The 19,114-nt window shown below is 41.5% G+C and carries 17 protein-coding genes; 15 read left to right on the top strand and 2 right to left on the bottom strand.

The genetic code is table 11. The annotated features are described in order from the left end of the window. Nucleotides 1-51 precede the first annotated feature (51 nt). From gatC to QWT69_RS12430, 5 genes are all read left to right on the top strand, one after another. Nucleotides 52-339, top strand: a complete 288-nt coding sequence (gene gatC, locus QWT69_RS12450; protein ID WP_317966111.1) for an Asp-tRNA(Asn)/Glu-tRNA(Gln) amidotransferase subunit GatC — start codon at nt 52-54, stop codon at nt 337-339. A gap of 24 nt (nt 340-363) precedes the next feature. Then, nucleotides 364-1,833: an Asp-tRNA(Asn)/Glu-tRNA(Gln) amidotransferase subunit GatA gene (gene gatA, locus QWT69_RS12445; protein ID WP_317966109.1), complete on the top strand. Its 1,470-nt coding sequence runs from the start codon at nt 364-366 to the stop codon at nt 1,831-1,833. Continuing rightward, nucleotides 1,833-3,263, top strand: a complete 1,431-nt coding sequence (gene gatB, locus QWT69_RS12440; protein ID WP_317966107.1) for an Asp-tRNA(Asn)/Glu-tRNA(Gln) amidotransferase subunit GatB — start codon at nt 1,833-1,835, stop codon at nt 3,261-3,263. The genes gatA and gatB overlap by 1 nt, the downstream gene beginning before the upstream one ends. Before the next feature lie 136 nt (nt 3,264-3,399). Further along, entirely contained in the window at nt 3,400-3,969 is a 570-nt protein-coding gene (locus QWT69_RS12435; RefSeq protein ID WP_317966105.1) for a thioredoxin family protein, read from the top strand. A gap of 61 nt (nt 3,970-4,030) precedes the next feature. Further along, nucleotides 4,031-4,972 carry a diacylglycerol kinase gene (locus QWT69_RS12430; protein WP_317966103.1) on the top strand — a complete coding sequence of 314 codons (942 nt, stop codon included), beginning with the start codon at nt 4,031-4,033 and terminating at the stop codon, nt 4,970-4,972. Between the two features lie 39 nt (nt 4,973-5,011). Here the strand turns inward: QWT69_RS12430 and QWT69_RS12425 are convergent, their stop codons facing one another. Next, on the bottom strand, nt 5,012-5,446 hold the full coding sequence (locus tag QWT69_RS12425; RefSeq protein ID WP_317966101.1) for an NUDIX hydrolase: 435 nt from the start codon (nt 5,444-5,446) through the stop codon (nt 5,012-5,014). Between the two features lie 292 nt (nt 5,447-5,738). Between QWT69_RS12425 and QWT69_RS12420 the strand changes: the two genes are divergently transcribed. The 10 genes from QWT69_RS12420 to QWT69_RS12380 all read left to right on the top strand — a co-directional run bounded on the left by QWT69_RS12420 (nt 5,739) and on the right by QWT69_RS12380 (nt 17,957). Further along, nucleotides 5,739-7,085, top strand: coding sequence for a cytochrome ubiquinol oxidase subunit I (locus QWT69_RS12420; protein WP_317966099.1), 1,347 nt, complete (start codon nt 5,739-5,741; stop codon nt 7,083-7,085). Beyond that, nucleotides 7,082-8,107: a cytochrome d ubiquinol oxidase subunit II gene (locus QWT69_RS12415; RefSeq protein ID WP_317966097.1), complete on the top strand. Its 1,026-nt coding sequence runs from the start codon at nt 7,082-7,084 to the stop codon at nt 8,105-8,107. Before QWT69_RS12420 ends, QWT69_RS12415 begins: the two co-directional genes overlap by 4 nt. 14 nt (nt 8,108-8,121) lie before the next feature. Continuing rightward, the gene (cydS, locus tag QWT69_RS17325) at nt 8,122-8,229 is read left to right on the top strand and encodes a cytochrome bd oxidase small subunit CydS family protein (RefSeq protein WP_431312288.1); all 108 of its coding nucleotides are present in this window, start codon (nt 8,122-8,124) and stop codon (nt 8,227-8,229) included. Between the two features lie 94 nt (nt 8,230-8,323). Further along, the gene (gene rlmD / locus QWT69_RS12410; protein WP_317966095.1) at nt 8,324-9,685 is read left to right on the top strand and encodes a 23S rRNA (uracil(1939)-C(5))-methyltransferase RlmD; all 1,362 of its coding nucleotides are present in this window, start codon (nt 8,324-8,326) and stop codon (nt 9,683-9,685) included. Nucleotides 9,686-9,989: 304 nt separating this feature from the next. Further along, a complete protein-coding gene (locus QWT69_RS12405; RefSeq protein ID WP_317966093.1) occupies nt 9,990-10,568 on the top strand; it encodes a restriction endonuclease subunit S in 579 nt (192 codons plus the stop codon). Then, complete coding sequence (locus QWT69_RS12400; RefSeq protein ID WP_317966091.1) at nt 10,561-13,761, top strand: type I restriction endonuclease subunit R; 3,201 nt, start codon at nt 10,561-10,563, stop codon at nt 13,759-13,761. The genes QWT69_RS12405 and QWT69_RS12400 overlap by 8 nt, the downstream gene beginning before the upstream one ends. Nucleotides 13,762-13,955: 194 nt before the next feature. Then, on the top strand, nt 13,956-15,128 hold the full coding sequence (locus tag QWT69_RS12395; protein ID WP_317966089.1) for a restriction endonuclease subunit S: 1,173 nt from the start codon (nt 13,956-13,958) through the stop codon (nt 15,126-15,128). 15 nt (nt 15,129-15,143) lie between these two features. Beyond that, nucleotides 15,144-15,749 (top strand): protein adenylyltransferase Fic, encoded by a 606-nt coding sequence (gene fic / locus QWT69_RS12390; protein ID WP_317966088.1) that lies wholly within the window; start codon nt 15,144-15,146, stop codon nt 15,747-15,749. Between the two features lie 72 nt (nt 15,750-15,821). Next, entirely contained in the window at nt 15,822-17,411 is a 1,590-nt protein-coding gene (locus QWT69_RS12385; RefSeq protein ID WP_317966087.1) for a type I restriction-modification system subunit M, read from the top strand. Nucleotides 17,412-17,471: 60 nt separating this feature from the next. Next, complete coding sequence (locus tag QWT69_RS12380; protein ID WP_317971079.1) at nt 17,472-17,957, top strand: restriction endonuclease subunit S; 486 nt, start codon at nt 17,472-17,474, stop codon at nt 17,955-17,957. A 3-nt stretch (nt 17,958-17,960) separates the two neighbouring features. Here QWT69_RS12380 and QWT69_RS12375 read toward each other — a convergent pair whose 3' ends face one another. Further along, entirely contained in the window at nt 17,961-18,893 is a 933-nt protein-coding gene (locus tag QWT69_RS12375; RefSeq protein ID WP_317966085.1) for a site-specific integrase, read from the bottom strand. Nucleotides 18,894-19,114: the final 221 nt, after the last annotated feature.

The following is a 19,114-nucleotide window of genomic DNA, read 5'->3' as shown; positions in this document are numbered from 1 at the left end:
TAGGTGGTATGATTAGTCGTATATTTAAATGCAGATGGGGAGGAAAGACATATGAATAAATTTACTGAGGACGATGTTCGGTATTTCGCAAACTTTGCTAGGATTGCCATATCAGATCAGGATGCTTCACAGTTTTCGGAACTGATTAGCGAACTTGTCGGTTTTGGAGATGCATTGAAAGAAGTCGACACGGAAAATATTGCACCGATGACACATCCACTACAGCTGTATAATGTGCTACGTGAAGACGTGCCTGAAGACGTATTGGACCGCGACGAAATGCTAGCAAGCGTTGAAGAACATGAGGGCGGATTGATAAAAGTTCCAAACATCTTGTAATAACGGACTTTAGGAGGGTAAAAGATGACGTTGATGAATAAAACGGCAGCAGAGCTTCAGGCACTACTACATAACCGGGAAGTCTCTGTCAAAGAAGTGACCGAGGACTCATTCAAGCAGATTAAAGCAGTGGACGATAAAGTGAAAGCCTTCTTGACGTTAACTGAAGAAGATGCAATCGCGCGTGCAGAAAAACTGGATAACGAACCATTCGAAAATCGTGGATCATTATTCGGTCTGCCGATCGGCATCAAAGACAATATCATTACGAAAGGAACAAAAACTACTTGCGCGAGTAAGATGCTCGAGGATTTTGTCCCTGTATATGATGCAACTGTCGTTGAGAAAGTCAATCAGGCTGGTCTGATCAGTGTTGGTAAATTGAATATGGACGAATTCGCTATGGGGTCGACAACGGAACGTTCGGCGTTTCAGACAACACATAATCCATGGGGATTAGATCGTGTCCCGGGCGGATCTTCTGGCGGCTCAGCGGCTGCGGTCGCTGCAGGCGAAGTATTATTCTCACTTGGAACGGATACAGGCGGGTCAGTCCGTCAACCAGCTGCATTTTGCGGAATTGTCGGCATGAAGCCGACATATGGCAGAGTTTCACGGTACGGGCTGGTAGCATTTGCATCTTCGCTTGACCAAATCGGACCGTTGACACGCACGGTTGAAGATAATGCACTGTTGCTAGGCGCAATTGCGGGAATCGATCACCGTGACTCTTCTTCTTCACCTAACCAAGTGCCTGATTTTAAAGCGGGCTTGACAGGTGATATTAAAGGGCTGCGAATCGGTGTTCCGAAAGAATATATGGGTGAAGGTGTTTCACCTGAAGTGAAGGCATCTGTAGAAGCGGCGCTTACAGTACTTGAGTCGCTCGGGGCAACACGCGACGAAGTATCACTACCGCATTCCCACTATGCATCACCGACTTATTATGCAATCGCTACAGCAGAAGCATCCTCCAATCTTGCGAGATTTGACGGCATCCGATATGGTTACCATCCTAAAGGCGCCAAAAACCTTGAAGAGATTTATTTGCGTGCGCGCGCTGAAGGATTTGGAACTGAAGTGAAGAAACGAATCCTTTACGGAACTTATGCACTCAGTGCCGATCATCACGAAGACCTGTATGTCAAAGCGATGAAAGTGCGAACGCTTATCGCACGGGATTTCAATTCGGTCTTCGAGAACTATGACGTCATCGTTGGACCGACAAGCGCTACAACGGCATACGAAATTGGTGGTGTGGTCAGAGATCCGTTGACACTATACACGAACGATATTTTGACAGTATCCGTCAACTTTGCAGGGATACCTGCTATTTCTATTCCATGCGGATTTTCTGATGAAGGGCTGCCAATTGGTTTACAGATAATTGGTAAGCACTTCGATGAAGCGACATTATACCGTGTGGCGCATGCGTTCGAACAAGCAACTGAATTCCATAAACGGACTCCATCCATCGGGGAGGGACAAGCATAATGAACTTTGAAACGATTGTCGGACTTGAAGTCCATGTTGAATTAAAAACAGATACGAAAATTTTCTCGCCGGCTCCTGCGCATTTCGGAGCAGAACCGAATATGAATATCCACGTAACAGACTTGGCGTATCCAGGCACATTGCCGACGATGAATAAACGTGCAGTCGACTTCGGTATGAAAGCATCTCTCGCTTTGAACTGTGAAGTCGCAAGAGAGATGAACTTTGACAGGAAGCATTATTTCTATCCTGACAATCCAAAAGCTTATCAAATTTCACAAGATGATCGTCCAGTAGGTTCAAACGGCTGGATTGAAATTGAAGTAGAAGGTAAAAAGAAGAAAATCCGTATCGAACGTGTCCATCTTGAAGAAGATGCAGGCAAACTGACGCACTCGGATAACGGCTATTCACTCGTCGATTTAAACAGACAAGGCACACCTTTAATTGAAATCGTGACGGAAGCAGATATCCGGTCTCCGGAAGAAGCCTATGCGTTTCTTGAAAAACTGAAAGCCATCATCCAATATACAGGCGTTTCCGATGTCCGTATGGAAGAAGGATCACTTCGTTGTGACGCCAATATCTCATTGCGTCCATATGGCCAAGAGGAATTTGGAACGAAGACGGAATTGAAAAACTTGAACTCATTCAACTTTGTCCGCAGAGGGATTGCGAACGAAGTGGAACGTCAGGAGAAAGTGCTTCTTTCCGGCGGGAAAATTGTTCAGGAAACGCGTCGTTATGACGAAACGACAGGGCAAACGGTTCTAATGCGTGTCAAAGGCAGTGCGAACGACTACCGGTTCATCAACGATCCGGACTTGTCAGAAATTCATATTGACCAGGAATGGATTGACCGCGTCCGTGCTGAAATTCCAGAACTACCTGATGCCCGGAAAGCACGCTATGTTAATGAACTAGACTTGCCTGAATATGATGCGCATGTATTGACGTTAACAAAAGAGATGTCCGATTTCTTTGATGCGACTGTCCAATCAGGAGCTGATGCAAAATTAGCCTCCAATTGGCTGATGGGAGAAGTGTCCGCTTATCTGAATGCTGAGCAAAAAGAGTTACACGATACGGCTTTGACGCCAGAAGGTCTTTCAAGTATGGTAAAGCTTATTTCGGATGGTACGATTTCATCCAAAATCGCGAAGAAAGTATTTAAAGAACTGATTGAAAACGGTGGAGATGCGTCTGATATCGTGAAAGCGAAAGGACTTGTGCAAATTTCCGATGAAGGAACATTGCGCACAATCGTTTCCGATATTCTGGATGCGAATGAGCAGTCCATCGAAGACTTTAAAAATGGTAAGGATCGTGCAGTCGGATTCTTAGTCGGTCAAGTGATGAAAGCGACAAAAGGACAGGCGAACCCGCCACTTGTCAACAAGATTCTTCTTGAAGAAATCAATAAGCGTTGATTGAATGCAATTTACCGTCCCATGCGAGTTTTAGACAAGCTTCGTATGGGACGTTTTTTGGCATTGGACGTAACCATCCCATTTGATTCGGGAATGGAATCGTTATACACTTAAGAAAAAAGGAGTGTGGGATTAATTGAAATCTGAAAAACAATTTTTTGATGAAGCCATTTCACTTGCTGACTATATGGATAAGATGGAAAAGCATAAAGAAGACAGTTTCGAAATCTATTCAAAATTCGAAGTACCGCAAGATGACGAATTTATCACTATGCTAAAAGAAAAGAAGCCAAGCATCCTTGTTATTACAGAGGATTGGTGTGGTGACGCAATGATGAATAATCCAATTTTGCGTAAAATCGCGGAAGCTGCAGAACTCGATGTACGTGCTGCCTACCGCGACAAAGACACAGATCTTATTGACAAACATTTGACGAATGGCGGAAGATCGATTCCCGTCTATCTGTTATTGGATAAAGATGGTGAAGTCGAAGCGAAATGGGGACCGCGTGCGGCATCGATCCAAGAAGATGTCATGAAACGAAGAAGTGAGCTACCATCGCGGGAGGCAGTCAATTTCGAAGAAAAACAAAAGGCGTTTATCGAACAATTGATGAAAGAATATACGACGCAACCGGAACTATGGTTGACCGTATATGAAGATATACGTAAAACGTTCATGCCAGTACTGCAAAAGACGAACTGACAACACAAGCGGAACAGAAATGTTCGGTTGAAGAATTCGTAAGAAAAGAGAGTGTATACGTATGAAGCGTGCCCGAATCATTTATAATCCGACAGCAGGTCGTGAAGGATTTCGTAAGCATCTTGCTGAAGTGCTTGAGAAAATGGAGAAAGCGGGATATGAAACGTCCGTTCACGCGACAACGGCAGAAGGGGATGCAACTGAAGCTGCGAAAATCGCTGTAGAACGCGGGTTTGATGTTATTATCGCTTCTGGTGGGGATGGAACGTTGAATGAGGTTGTAGCGGGTGTTTCACCGTTTGAAAAGCGTCCGAAAATCGGGTTAATCCCGACAGGAACAACGAACGACTTTGCGCGTGCGTTGCGAATCCCAAGAGATATCGATGATGCGCTTGACATCATCCTGGCAGGAGAGACGATTCCTGTGGATGTCGGTCTCATGAACAATAGACAGTTCATCAATATCGCAGGTGGCGGTAGAATGACGGAACTGACGTATGAGGTCCCAAGTCGACTGAAAACAGTCATAGGACAGCTCGCCTATTATTTAAAAGGGATTGAAATGCTCCCATCCATCCACTCATCACATGTGAAAATCGAATACGATGATGAGGTGTTTGAAGGGGAAGTTATGCTTTTTCTAATAGGACTCACAAACTCTGTCGGGGGGCTTGAGAAATTGGCTCCCGATTCAAGTATTAACGATGGGAAATTCACGGTGATGATTCTGAAAAAGTGTAACATCGCAGAATTTCTGAGGGTCGTCAGTCTTGCGTTGCGTGGAGAGCATCTGGATGATCCACTCGTCATTGCTTCGCGAGCCGAAAAAGTGACTGTGACATCTACCGAGGAAGTACTTTTGAACTTAGACGGAGAATATGGTGGAACATTGCCCGCGACGTTTGAGAATCTTTACAGACATATCGATATGTTCGTACCGATTGATGATATACGGGAACAGGATCGTGTAGATGATGATAATGAAAAAGTTGCATTGGAGTAATTCTCCGATGCAGTTTTTTCATCTTAAATAGTATTTCGATCATATGATAAATTCAATTTCAGTATCTTGTTCTGCCGCCAAACTTGGTAGCTCTTGGACAGGTATCCATAGACAGTGAAATACCATTCCGCTGTCCGCTCCATCTCCACGTACAATAAAGTCCCACTCTGATTTTTCCGGACCTGTGTAAGTTAGATGGAAAATATTTCGTTCATGTACAATATGCTTACGATTGGCAGGGAAATAGTTGCGCTTGTTCACTTTTCCGTTCAATTCCAATTGTTCTCTCAAGATGCCAGTCTCTTCCTCAATTTCACGATACAACGCATCAATTAGCAGCTCGTCCTTCTCAATCGAGCCACCAGGAACTTGCCAACCTGCATCAGGCTTATTCTTATGTTCAAATATAAGCAGCTTTAGTTCCGAATCTCTTCCTGTCGTTATATATGCCAACACTTTTCTTTTAACTTCCATAGCTATTCACCTCAATATGATTCACTCATTATACACAATGTTCAAATTACTCTCAAGTCTTGACACTTGTCTTATAACCCTCACAAACACTTCATAAAACCTTCATGCTTGGTTGTTACAATTAGAACAAATAGGGAATGTATTAAAAGAATGAATTCAAATTACTGGAGGGGTGAATTTCCTCATGTATAAAAAACAGGAGAAGCGTTTAATGGTGCTGGCTTTTATTGTTGCGGGAATTATGTTGTTATCGATTGTAGGGAAAATTTTCTGAAGTTAAGGAGGAATTAGGATGGGTAATGAAGAAGCTGTATTCTTTTCACGTATCCTGACAGAAACAACGCTTTCTTTTCATATTTTATATGCGACCATTGGTGTCGGAGTCCCGCTTATGATTATGATTGCGCAATGGGTCGGAATTAAGAAAAATGACGAACACTATATTTTGTTAGCGAGAAGATGGGCAAGGGGCTTTGTTATCACGGTCGCGGTCGGAGTTGTTACAGGAACGGCCATCGGGTTGCAGTTATCGCTGTTATGGCCGAATTTTATGGAGTTTGCGGGGAATGTCATCGCACTTCCGTTATTTATGGAGACATTTGCATTCTTCTTTGAAGCGATCTTCCTTGGCATTTACTTGTACACATGGGATCGCTTTGAGAATCAGAAGAAGCATTTGCTATTGCTTGTTCCTGTCGCAGTCGGCGCATCATTTTCAGCGGTGTTCATCACAATTGTTAACGCATTTATGAACGCACCGCGCGGGTTTGACATCCTAAACGGTGAACTTGTGAATATCAATCCGATACTTGCGATGTTCAATCCAGCAATGCCGACGAAAGTCGCGCACGTCGTTATTACCGCTTATATGACATCAGCATTCGTGCTTGCTGCTATCGCGGCATTTAGGATGTTGAAAGGCTCCGATCATGTATACCATAAGAAAGCTCTTCATTTAACGATGAAGGTTGGTTTGATTTTTGCAATTGGTAGTGCAATTATTGGAGACTTTTCAGGGAAATATTTGGCGGAATATCAGCCGGAAAAATTAGCTGCGGCTGAATGGCATTTCGAAACACAGGAAAATGCACCCCTCTATTTGTTAGGTGTCTTGAAGGACGGAGAAGTAAAGTATGCTATTAAAGTTCCGTTCGGCTTATCGATTCTTGCGCATAACAATCCGACTGCGGAAGTGGTTGGACTTGACCAGTTCGCTGAGGAGGATGTGCCTCCTTTATATATCCACTATTTGTTTAATATTATGGTGTTTATCGGTATGTGGATGACTTTGCTATCAGCAGTGTACTGGATTGGAACAAAACGACGATGGAAGATGGTTACGAAAAAATGGTTCCGCTGGCTGATCGTACTTGGCGGTCCGTTATCACTACTAGCTATCGAGATGGGCTGGTGGTTTGCAGAAGTAGGGCGTCAACCATGGATATTACGTAATATTATGCGGGTTGAAGATGCGGCAACAACGAGCGGCCAGGTCGATTTGATGCTCGTGCTATTTGCTTCGCTGTATCTAGTACTCGGCGTTGGGAGTATCGTTGTTCTTAGACGGATGTTCCGTAAAAATCCGGTTGAGCGCGAGCTTGAAGATCGACATTCGGAAAAAGGCGGTGATGTACTTTGAACTTGGAAATCTTAGGAATCTCAGTTCTTTGGACGTTCCTCTTTGGTTATATTGTCGTTGGTGCCATAGACTTCGGGGCCGGTTTTTTCAACGCTTATAGTCTGTTAACCGGGAAACAGCGTATTTTGACGAAAGTCATCCAACGGTATTTATCACCCGTATGGGAAGTGACGAATGTATTCCTCGTGTTCTTCTTTGTAGGCATTATCGGCTTCTTCCCGAAGACCGCTTTCTATTATGGGACGACGTTACTTGTCCCTGTCAGTATCGGTGTCGTCCTGCTAGCAATCCGTGGATCGTATTATGCGTTTGAGACGTATGGCGCTAGAGGTCATAAAGGATATTCATTCATGTATGGACTTGCAGGTTTATTAATACCTGCCTCGTTATCCATTGTATTGACAATTTCTGAGGGCGGCTTCATTGATATGGTGAATGGCAATCCCGTCCTAGATTATTGGAAGTTGTTCACAAGTCCATTGACGTGGGCAATTGTTGTATTGAGCATCGCGGCAACACTTTATATATCCGCGGTTTTCTTAACTTGGTATGCAAATAAGGCCAATGACGTTGAAGCTACAAATCTATTGCGGAAATATGCGCTGATCTGGGCGCTGCCAACGATAATTACAGCTGGCGGGATTATATTCGAATTGCGCAAACATAATCCTGAGCACTATGCGAATATCCAGACATTCTGGCCGATGTTCCTCATATCATTCATCATGTTCATCGGAACGGTTTATCTGTTGATGAAGAAAATACAATACGGATGGGCATTCGGTTTGCTTGCCGGTCAATTCGCATTTGCATTCTTCGGTTATGGGGCATCGCATTATCCTTATTTGTTGTATCCGTATTTGACGATATACGACAGTTTTACAAATCCGGCGATGGCAATTTCGCTAATCGTTGCGTTCGTTTTGGGGCTCTGTCTACTGATCCCGTCGCTTGTGTTGATCATGAGGTTGTTCTTGTTCGATAAAAAGTATGTGCGCGGAAAAGGAAATCATCATGCATAAGAGGAGGAAACAAAATGACTGATTTTATCATTTTCTATGCACCGTTTATTGTCCTAATCGGGGCAATTGCACTCGCATTTTTCGTAGCGCCGATGGATGGTTCGGTGGATAAGGAAGAATAGAGAAGAACAGACGTCAACTCGACGTCTGTTTTTTCGTCTTGATAGAGAAAAACATGCTAAACTGTATACATATGAAATTTGGAGGAAGAAAAACATGTCTTTTATTGTACAACAACATGATCGCCTGAACGTCTATGTGGAGGATTTGACGCATGATGGGTCGGGCGTTGCAAAAGTGGAGGGCTACCCATTATTCATCCCGGGGGCATTGCCTGGTGAGCAAGTAGAGGTCCAGGTTGGGAAGACGCTGAAGAATTACGGATTCGCAAAGCTTCTGGAAGTGATTGAACCAAGCCCTCAGCGTGTTGAGCCACCTTGCCCCGTATTTTGGGATTGCGGCGGGTGCCAAATGCAGCATCTGTCGTATGAAGGCCAAATGATCCAAAAACAGAAGCAAGTACGTGACGTCATCGATCGGATTGCAAAATTACCAAACGTACCGGTACATCCAGTGAAAGGGATGGACAACCCGTGGCGCTATCGCAATAAATCTCAAATCCCTTTTGGCGAGCAAAACGGACGAATTGTATCCGGTTTTTATAAATCCCGTACGCATCATATTGTCGATACAGATGTGTGCATCATCCAAAGTGAAGAAGCAGATCTGCTAATGGCTACTTTAAAGCGGGAGATGTTGATCTTAGGGGTGGATGCGTACAACGAACGTACGCATAAAGGGTTGCTAAGACATCTGATTGTCCGTAAAGGAAAAGCGACAGGCGAGATCATGGTCGTCTTGGTGACGTCAAAGAGAAAGTTTCCCGAACGTGAAGCCGTCGTTGAAATGATCAAACGCGTGGTTCCTGAAGTGACTTCAATTATGCATAACGTCAACAGCGAAAAGACGAATGTCATCTTCGGGAATGAAACATCCTGTTTGTACGGGAAATCATTCATCATCGATTCTATCGGAGATATCGACTTTGAAATCTCTGCCAGATCATTTTATCAGGTGAACCCGGAACAGACAGAAGTCCTTTACAAGCAGGCGCTTGATTATGCACAGCTGTCTGGTGGGGAAATGGTCATCGACGCCTACTGCGGTATCGGTACAATCTCTCTATTTCTTGCGAAACAAGCGAAGGAAGTATATGGGGTTGAAATCGTTCCTCAAGCAATCGAGGATGCCAAACGTAATGCGGAATTGAACGGCTTGGACAATGCCCATTTTGAAGCAGGTGCTGCTGAAGATGTTATTCCAAAGTGGTATGAACAAGGGAAGCGGTTTGATGTATTAGTCGTTGACCCACCACGTAAAGGCTGTGACGAGAAGCTGTTGCAAACAATTTTGACCTATAAGCCGAAACGAGTCGTCTATGTCTCCTGCAACCCGGGAACGCTAGCACGCGATTTGCGTATATTGGAAGATGGCGGATACAAGACGCAGGAAATACAACCTGTAGATATGTTTCCGCAGAGTAGTCATGTGGAATCGGTCGCGTGGTTGGAAATTTGATTGTAACCAACACAATAAAGTCCCGCCATTTAAAACAAATCCAGCCCTCCCTCCCCTTTATTTTAAGCAGACAGATAGGTGTGGTGAGGAAGTTTATCATTAGTTGCGGTTGACCAAATATAATTTAGATTTTTGGTATTCGTCAAATGCGTGTAGGTTGCGCGTTTGACGGATTTTTTAGTTCTGCTCATTTGTGCATATATGTAATTTATTAAAATTACATATATAGCTATTGTAATAAAAAATATTCCTGTTATGATTACACTAATGAATAAAATTTAATTTTAGAAAGGCACGATTTCGTATGAGAAAGTTGAGTGATGTAGTTGAATTTGTAAGCGGTTCGCCTCAATTTAGAATTACTGAAGTGTTTGACGTGGAAGCTCCACTCTATACCTATTATGGTCATTCTAATATAGATGACGATTTGGTTGATATTGTTTCATCTAACAGTGATAGCAAGCAAGTTAGAACGCAAGATAGAGTAAATACGCTGGATGCAGGAGATATAATATTTAGTCTAATATCTGGAAATTCTACGATTGTGAGAAAAGGGCATGAGGGTTATCTCTACACGCAAAACTACGTTAAGTTAATCCCTGCTGAAAATATTGATTCTAAATATTTGGTTTATCTACTTAATGAAGATAAGTCAATTCGAAAGCAATTTCTGATGGGGCTGCAAGGTTCGCAAGTTTTGAAATATACACTCAGACAAGTGAAAGAGCTTGAGATACCTAAATTACCGCAAATCGGGAACCAACAAATTATCGGTGAAATATACTTTAATCAATTGCGACTTCAGGCATTACGAAATCGGGCAGCAAATAACGAGAAAATCATTCTTTTAGAAAAATTGAAGGGGGCAAGCAAAAGTGAATGAAACTCAATTCGAAACAGAACTCATTCAATACATCACAAGTGGAACGATTACGAAACCGGAGCACCTTGAAGGTATTATCGCGGCGGAAAGACCTGTGGATTACGTTATGAAAACGAAGCTTTGGAAATATGAACCAAATATTAAAACGACTGACCAACTTTGGGGCAACTTCAAAGCGATTTTGGAACAACTCAACCAAAACACGCTTGACCATCCACTAAGTACAACAGAATTCAATCAAGTGAAAAAAATAATCTCAAATATTCAAACCCCCTATGAGGCGGGACAGTTCTTATACGGACTAAACGGTGTATCACAGATTGAAATTGATTTAGATGATGGTCGCCATGTATTTTTGACGGTTTTTGATCAAAAACAAGTGGGTGCTGGGAATACAGTCTATCAAGTAGTAAATCAAATTCAACGACCGGCTGTCATCACTGGAAAGCAAGAACGCTTTTTTGACACGACGCTTCTCATAAACGGATTACCGATTATTCAAATTGAAGAAAAGCGTGATACGCGTAATGTGGATGAGGCCTTGAAGCAGATGCAGCAATATGCGGATGAAAACCAATATCGAGATATTTTCTCTACTTTGCAAATTTTAGTTGCCATCACGCCAAACAATGTGAAATACATGGCGAATACGACGGCGGATAAGTTCAATAAAGACTTTGCGTTCAATTGGCAACGGAAAAGTGATAATACAATTGTGCGTAATTGGAAAGAGTTTGCCGATTCTATGCTATCCATTCCTATGGCGCATCAAATGGCAACAAATTATATGATTTTAGATGGTACAAAAAATAAGCAAATGCTTAAAGTGATGCGCCCTTATCAAGTGTACGCAACGCAAAATGTGATTGAGAATTTGAAACGGGTCGATTTTGAACTTGGAACGAATAAGGTAGGGTATATTTGGCACACGACTGGTTCGGGAAAAACAATTACAAGTTTCAAGACTGCATGGTTAGCTAGTCGAATGCCCAAAGTGGATAAAGTGGTTTTTGTCGTTGATCGAATTGCCCTTACGAAACAAACAAATGAAAACTATAGAGCTTACGATCCTGACGCAAGTGATGACTTTGTCGGAAGTGTTCAAAACACCGACAATACGAATGATTTGAGTCGGAAGTTGAAGAGTAAAGATACAGGCATTATCGTTACATCCGTGCAAAAGCTAGATACGTTAGTGAAGCGAAAAACTTTCAAAGCCCCCGATAAAAATATCGTCTTTATAGTAGATGAAGCGCATCGTTCAACGGGTGGAGAAAGTTTTGCAACCATTCAAAAAGCCTTTAAGACTTCAGCATGGGTCGGATATACTGGAACCCCAATGTTTGATGAAACAACGACTGGCTTGAAAACCGAAAATGTTTTCGGTCCACTTTTACACGCCTATACGATTCGTGAAGCAATTGCGGATCGAAACGTTCTTGGATTCAAAGTGGATTTTCAAACAACGATTGACGAAGAGCAGATGAAGACCAACTACCTGCCAAATTTCTATCGTGAACGCTATCCGAAATGGTCGGAAGAACGAATTCAAGAGAAGATTAATAATCTCTCACAAGAAGATATGGATGATGCAGTCGAACCGAGTTTCTATGATGAAAACCCAGACCATGTCAAATTGGTAGTAGAAGACATTTTCAAAAATTGGCGAAACCGCTCAAATGAAGGTAAATACAATGCTTTATTCACCACACATGTCGGCGGTGGAAAAGCGAGCACGCCGATGGCAATGATGTACTTTAATGAATTCCAACGTGTAAATGCGGAAAATAGATTGAACGGTAAAGAAACGCTAAAAGTTGCTGTCACATTTAGTCTGAATTCATCGAATAACGACAGCATGTTAGAGTCGAATCGAGGCCTTTATGATGCGATTATGGCCTACAATACAGAATTCGGGACTGAGTGGGGTATGAATGACGTGTCGGGCTACACACAAGACGTGACAAGCCGATTAAACAGATCCGCAACAGATAGGAAGTATTTGGATCTTGTCATCGTCGTAGACCAACTTTTGACTGGTTTCGACGCGCCGGAACTCAATACGTTATATGTAGATCGAACGTTAAAAGGTGCAGGGCTAATCCAAGCGTACTCAAGAACAAATCGTATCGCAGATATACAAACAAAACCTTTGGGAAACATTGTGAATTATCGTTGGCCGGCACAAAACGAAAAGTTGATGAATAAAGCTTTAGCAATCTACGCAAATAAAGACTCTGCCATTCTATCGGATGATGAACAACGTGAATCCAACCAAAAAGACGGGATTATTGCGAAACCGTTCGAAGAAGTATTCCATGAAGTAAAGAACGTAGTTGGAAAGCTGGGAAGTCTAACTAGTGAATTCCAACAGCTGCCACCGTCTGAAAAGCAAAAAGAGTATATGCTCGATTTAATGCGAGAATATAATGTTGGCATGGCAAAGTTAAAGCAGTATACCCCGGAAGAAGTTGATGGGAATGCAGTAGGTTTCGACTATGACAATCCCGATAAGTTGGTTGAAAATCTTGGAATGACTTCAGACCAAGAAGTGATGTTGACAACTGTATTAGCAAACGAATTGAAACAACATATTTCAAAGGAAAAGAAAATTCCACTGTACCAGATTGAATTAAGAATGACGCATGTCAAAGATGTTAAAATTGACTACGACTATTTAACAGAATTAGTCGAACAATTATTGAATCAAGTCCATTATGGTGAAACAGCAAAGGCCCAAGAAACACAAGAGAAAATCAATCAATTTGCAAATGGGTTGGATGATCAACAGTATGCAACGAAGATTAAGAACGCTGCTATTGCAATCATCAATGGAGATTTCCCAACCGAAGGGTCAAACTTCAAATACCCCGTTAAACTATCTGATAGTGAACAGATCATTCAGGCGGCAAATAACGTGAATCTTGACAGGATCATTCTGGATTTCCGGGTGAAATGGGGCATTACAGATATCATCACAAGCGTTCAGATGCGTGAACTCTTTAGCAGGCACCGTTTTGGTTTACAGGACTTGGATGACACGGGGCAGATTCGAGATATCATCGCCCAGGCAAGCAGTGATTATCAAACAATGGCACATGATGTCAATGTACAGGCGCTATCAAAAATCAAATATCGCAATAGCTTACGTGATGCAATATACGTGTTGGCTGATGAGTTGGTAGTGAACTGAAAAAGTGGTATTTACCATTTTGGAAAATACCATCAAAGGTGGTTAGTGCAGAAATTGCACATACCACTCCGCACGGTGCAAATCATCAAGTGCATTTAAGTAAAAAGCGATTGGTGAATATAAAGGATTCGACAAACATCAAAAAACGTCTCTGATTTTAACAGGGAGATTAGAAAGATACAAGGTGAGCAGTAATGAATAAGAATAATATACCGAAAGTAAGGTTTCCTGGGTTCGTGGATGATTGGGAACAGCGGAAGTTGGGTGATCTATGTGATGAGTTCCAAAGTGGAAAGAATATAAAATCGGATGAGATTAGGGATGATGATAGATACCCTGTGTTTGGTGGTAATGGACATCGTGGATACACAAATATTTATAGTCATGATGGATTATATGCACTTATCGGAAGACAAGGCGCACTATGTGGAAACATGAATATCTCTTATGGAAAGGCCTATTTTACAGAACATGCTGTTGCCGTTAAAGCTAATAAAAACAATGAAACAAGATTTTTATTTTATCTCTTAGGAAAGATGAATCTTGGACAATATTCGGGTCAATCTGCACAGCCGGGATTAGCAGTTAATAAACTTAAAGAACTGTCTGCCTTTATTCCAACTTTAGAAGAGCAAAGCCAAATTGCTACTTTCTTTAAAACCTTGGACCATCTCATCACCCTTCATCAGCGTAAGTTAAATCATTTGCAAAATCAGAAGAAAAGTTTGCTTCAAAAAATGTTCCCGAAAGATGGAGCAGATGTCCCGGAAATTCGTTTCCCAGGATTCACTGACGCTTGGGAACAGCGTAGGATGGGGGAATTAGCTCCATTGCGGGGGGGATTCGCTTTTAAAAGTGGTGAATTTCAAGAAGATGGAATCCCAATTGTTCGTATTTCTAATATTCTTAGGTCTGGCGAAGTGGGCGGAGAATTCACCTATTATCCTGAGCAGGAGAAAGATGATAACTATCTATTACCTGATAAAAGTGCCGTGCTAGCTATGTCTGGTGCGACAACAGGCAAAGTTTCAATCCTCTACAATCCTAATGGTGGCAAGGTTTATCAAAATCAGCGTGTTGGTTATTTCACAAAAACAGAAGTCACTGATTACGGGTTTGTTTCAACTATTACTCGCTCACAGATGTTTATTGAACAGTTGGGAGCAATGCTCGTTGCTGGAGCACAACCGAACATATCATCAAAAGATATAGATACGATGACTTTCTACGTGCCGACAATCATAGAAGAACAAACCAAAATCGGTAACTTCTTTAAACAGTTAGATGAAACTATCACCCTTCATCAGCGTAAGTTAGATCACTTACAAGAACAGAAGAAATCATTGTTGCAACAGATGTTTATTTGAGAGGAGGATTACGTTATGGTTCTAGAAAACAAGTTAGGGATTACCGATTCCTCTGAGCTTGCGCGTGTTGAGGAAAAAGTCAGCAAGAAAAAAGCCCTTGAAATGTTTGAATCGGGTTTGTTAGACACATTTGAGGCCGGAACATTTAAGACATTATCGGAAATTCACAACTGTCTATTCGGAGATATTTATGGCTTTGCCGGAAAAATACGCGATGTGAATATTGCGAAGGGTAGTTTCCGTTTCGCGCCCGTTATGTACCTCAAGGTTGCACTTGAAAATGTCGAAAAAATGCCGCAAACAACCTTTGATGAGATCATAGAGAAATATGTTGAGATGAATGTGGCACATCCATTTAGAGAAGGCAATGGAAGAAGCGCAAGAATATGGCTTGACAACATATTGAAAAAGGAAGTAAGACAGGTTGTCGATTGGAGTAAAGTCGATAAAGAAGATTACCTTCTTGCAATGGAAAGAAGCCCAATTAAGGACGTCGAGATTAAGGTTCTTCTCAAAGCAGCTCTTACGGATAAGATTAATGACCGTGAAGTTTATATGAAAGGCATCGACGCAAGTTATCATTATGAAGGGTATTACGAATATAAAGCAGAAAATCTCTAAAAAAAGTTGTGAATTAGCGGTTTTAAAGGCGTTTGTCTAAATTATTTTGAATCATGAAAGGAAATGAAAAGAATGAGTAATAACCTCCAAACAATCACCAGTAAACTTTGGGCGATGGCAAACGAACTGCGTGGAACAATGGACGCAGCAGAATACAAGAACTATATTTTAGCATTTATGTTTTATCGCTATTTGTCAGAGCACCAAGAACAATATTTAGTTGAAAATAATGTTCTTGATATAGCAAGTGATCAGTCAATTAACAAGGCTTATCTTGAACAAGCTGTAGGAGGAGATTTAGCCGACTACTTAGAAGATATTTCATCAAGTTTAGGGTATGCGATTGCGCCAAACGATACATGGGAATCTTTGATTAACAAAATTAACGATGCACAAGTAATCCCAAGTGACTATCAAACAATCTTTGATAATTTTAATAAAAATGCTGAGCTGAACAAGGAAGCCGTGAAAGACTTCCGTGGTGTTTTTAACGACATTAACCTAGGGGATTCCCGTCTTGGAAGTTCGACCAACGAACGTGCCAAATCTCTGAACAACATCGTGAAATTGGTTGATGGAATCGAATACAAGGGTGATGACGGGAAAGATATTCTCGGTGAAATCTATGAATACTTAATTGGTCAATTTGCAGCAAGTGCTGGTAAAAAAGGGGGAGAGTTTTACACACCGCATCAAGTTAGTAAGGTACTGGCTAAAATAGTCACTCATGGTGTTGAAAAGACCGACGAATTCTTCAACGTATATGACCCAACAATGGGATCTGGTTCGCTTCTTTTAACTGTTGGACAAGAATTGCCCGACGGCATACCGATGAAATATTTTGGTCAAGAATTAAATACGACAACGTATAATTTGGCTCGTATGAATCTTATGATGCACGGTGTTTCTTATAATAATATGACCGTGAACAATGCGAATACTTTAGAAAGCGATTGGCCAGATGGACCAGATGCAAAAGGAATCGATCATCCACGTTCATTTGACGCGGTAGTTGCTAACCCTCCATATTCTGCAAAGTGGGATAATGACGAAACAAAACTAAAGGACCCGCGTTTTAGTGATTATGGAAGATTGGCACCTGCTTCTAAAGCGGATTATGCTTTCATCTTACATAGCATCTATCATTTGAACAATACTGGGACAATGGCGATTGTTTTGCCGCATGGGGTCTTATTCCGAGGTGCAGCCGAGGGTAAAATTCGCCAAACATTGATTGAGAAAAATTATCTTGATACGGTTATTGGATTACCCGGCAACTTATTCTTTGGTACGAGTATTCCAACGACAATTTTAGTCTTTAAGAAAAATCGTAAAACAAAAGATGTATTGTTTATTGATGCAAGTAATGAATTTGTAAAAAGTAAAAACCAAAATAGCTTAAGTGATGACAATATAGAAAAAATCATTTCGACGTTTAAAGAGCGAAAAGATGTTGATAAATACGCTCACGTGGCTTCTATAGAAGAGATCAAGGAAAATGAGTTTAACTTAAACATTCCTCGTTATGTTGATACGTTTGAAGAAGAAGAACCGATTGATTTGGTTGAAGTGATGAAGCAGCTTGAGCAAGATAATCAAGAAATAGCTGAACTTGAAGCCAAGATTAATGAGCAATTGAAGGTTTTAGGTGTGCAAATATAAAAATGAGAAGTGGGAAGGTGAGATTTTCACCTTCCCACTCACGCTTGGGAACAGCGTAAGATTGGAGATATTTTCAAAGTCACACGCGGTCAAGTACTAGCGGCAACTGAAACAAGCGAAAATAAAACGGATGAAATGCCGTATCCAGTTTATTCATCCCAAACTAAAAATAATGGATTAATGGGTTATTACAAAGATTATTTATTCGACACAGCAATTACATGGACAACTGATGGAGCTAATGCGGGAACGGTAAATTATCGTGGCGGAAAGTTTTATAGTACAAACGTTAATGGCGTTTTACTTTCTGAAGAAGGATATACCAATAAGGCTGTTGCAGAAGCATTGAATAGCGTTGCATGGAAATATGTATCAAGAGTTGGGAATCCCAAGTTGATGAATAACACTATGGGCGATATCGTCATTTCATTACCATTAGCTATAGAAGAACAAAATGAAATTTCTGGATTCCTTGATAGTATCGACAACCTCATCACCCTTCATCAGCGTAAGGAAATCGACCCCAATAAAAAAGGGGATGAATGAAGATCATCCCAACACAGATAACGACCGCATGACCAAATCTACATCTTTATTTTCAAGTTCTTGAATGATGTGAAGATATGTTTTCTGGGTGGTTGTCATACTGGCATGTCCGAGCCTGCGCGCTACGCTTGCGATGGATACCCCGGCAAACAACAAAAGTGATGCATGTGTATGTCGCAAACCATGTATTGAAATATTTGGCACCCCGGCTTTTTGACAGTGGCGTGTCAATATTTCGTTAACTGTTGAATTGTAAACCTTTCCGTCTCCGTGAATGAAGATAGGTGTATCTTCGGTTAGGCCTTTGATCATCTGGGAAAATTGCATAACCGTTTGCCAGTCAAGTTGTATTTTACGGTTCGAAGACTGATTTTTAGTCGGCAAGAAACCTCCATCGCCTTTGTAGTCCCAAGTTTTATTAATGGTTAGCGTCTGATGGGTGAAATCAAAATCTTTCGGTGTTAAAGCTAATGCTTCGGAAAAACGCATCCCAGTTTTGGCGATCAGCAAAATTAGCCAATCCCAATTGATTGCCGATCCAAGGTTTAAGTGGGTCAGCAACGTATGCAACTCAAATTGGTTAAGATACTTTGGTCTCTTTTCCCGCGGTGTTTTACCTTTGATGATTGCCTTGCGTGTTGGATCTCGGTCGATTAATCCTTCATCAACCGCATCAAGGATCGCACCTTTGAGTTGATGGTGAAAGTCCATCGTTGTTTGCCGTTCATGTTCAGTAGCGTAGTCATTCAACAATCGTTGATAGGTAAGGCGGCTAAGGTGGCAAACGCGAAGGTCAGGTACTAATTTTTCAAGCCATTGATGTGTCATTGAATATTTAGCCATCGTCACTTTGCGGATTGCACCTTCTTTGTAGACGGTTACCCAACGTTTGTAGTACACGTGGAATAGCTCATTTTTGTCATTTTGATTTACCATTGTAATTTCCTCCTGTTTTTAAATGATAGGCTTATGCGAAGGGGGATGAGGTGATTAAAGTTCTGAAAAGAGGTCCTGGTTTCCAGTAACTTCTACTTTGATTTGATAAATAGCAGGCGGCGTTACTGATATCTCTAAACCTTTAATAGTAGCATTCTGTGCAAGTTTACTATTTTTGAAACACCTATTTTTAATATTCCTATTGTGATGGAAATTTATTA

This window comes from Sporosarcina oncorhynchi (assembly GCF_033304615.1).
GTDB classification, from domain to species: Bacteria; Bacillota; Bacilli; order Bacillales_A; family Planococcaceae; genus Sporosarcina; species Sporosarcina oncorhynchi.
The sequence above is the reverse complement of the archived record's forward strand: the minus strand, read 5'-3'. Positions and strand labels throughout refer to the sequence as shown.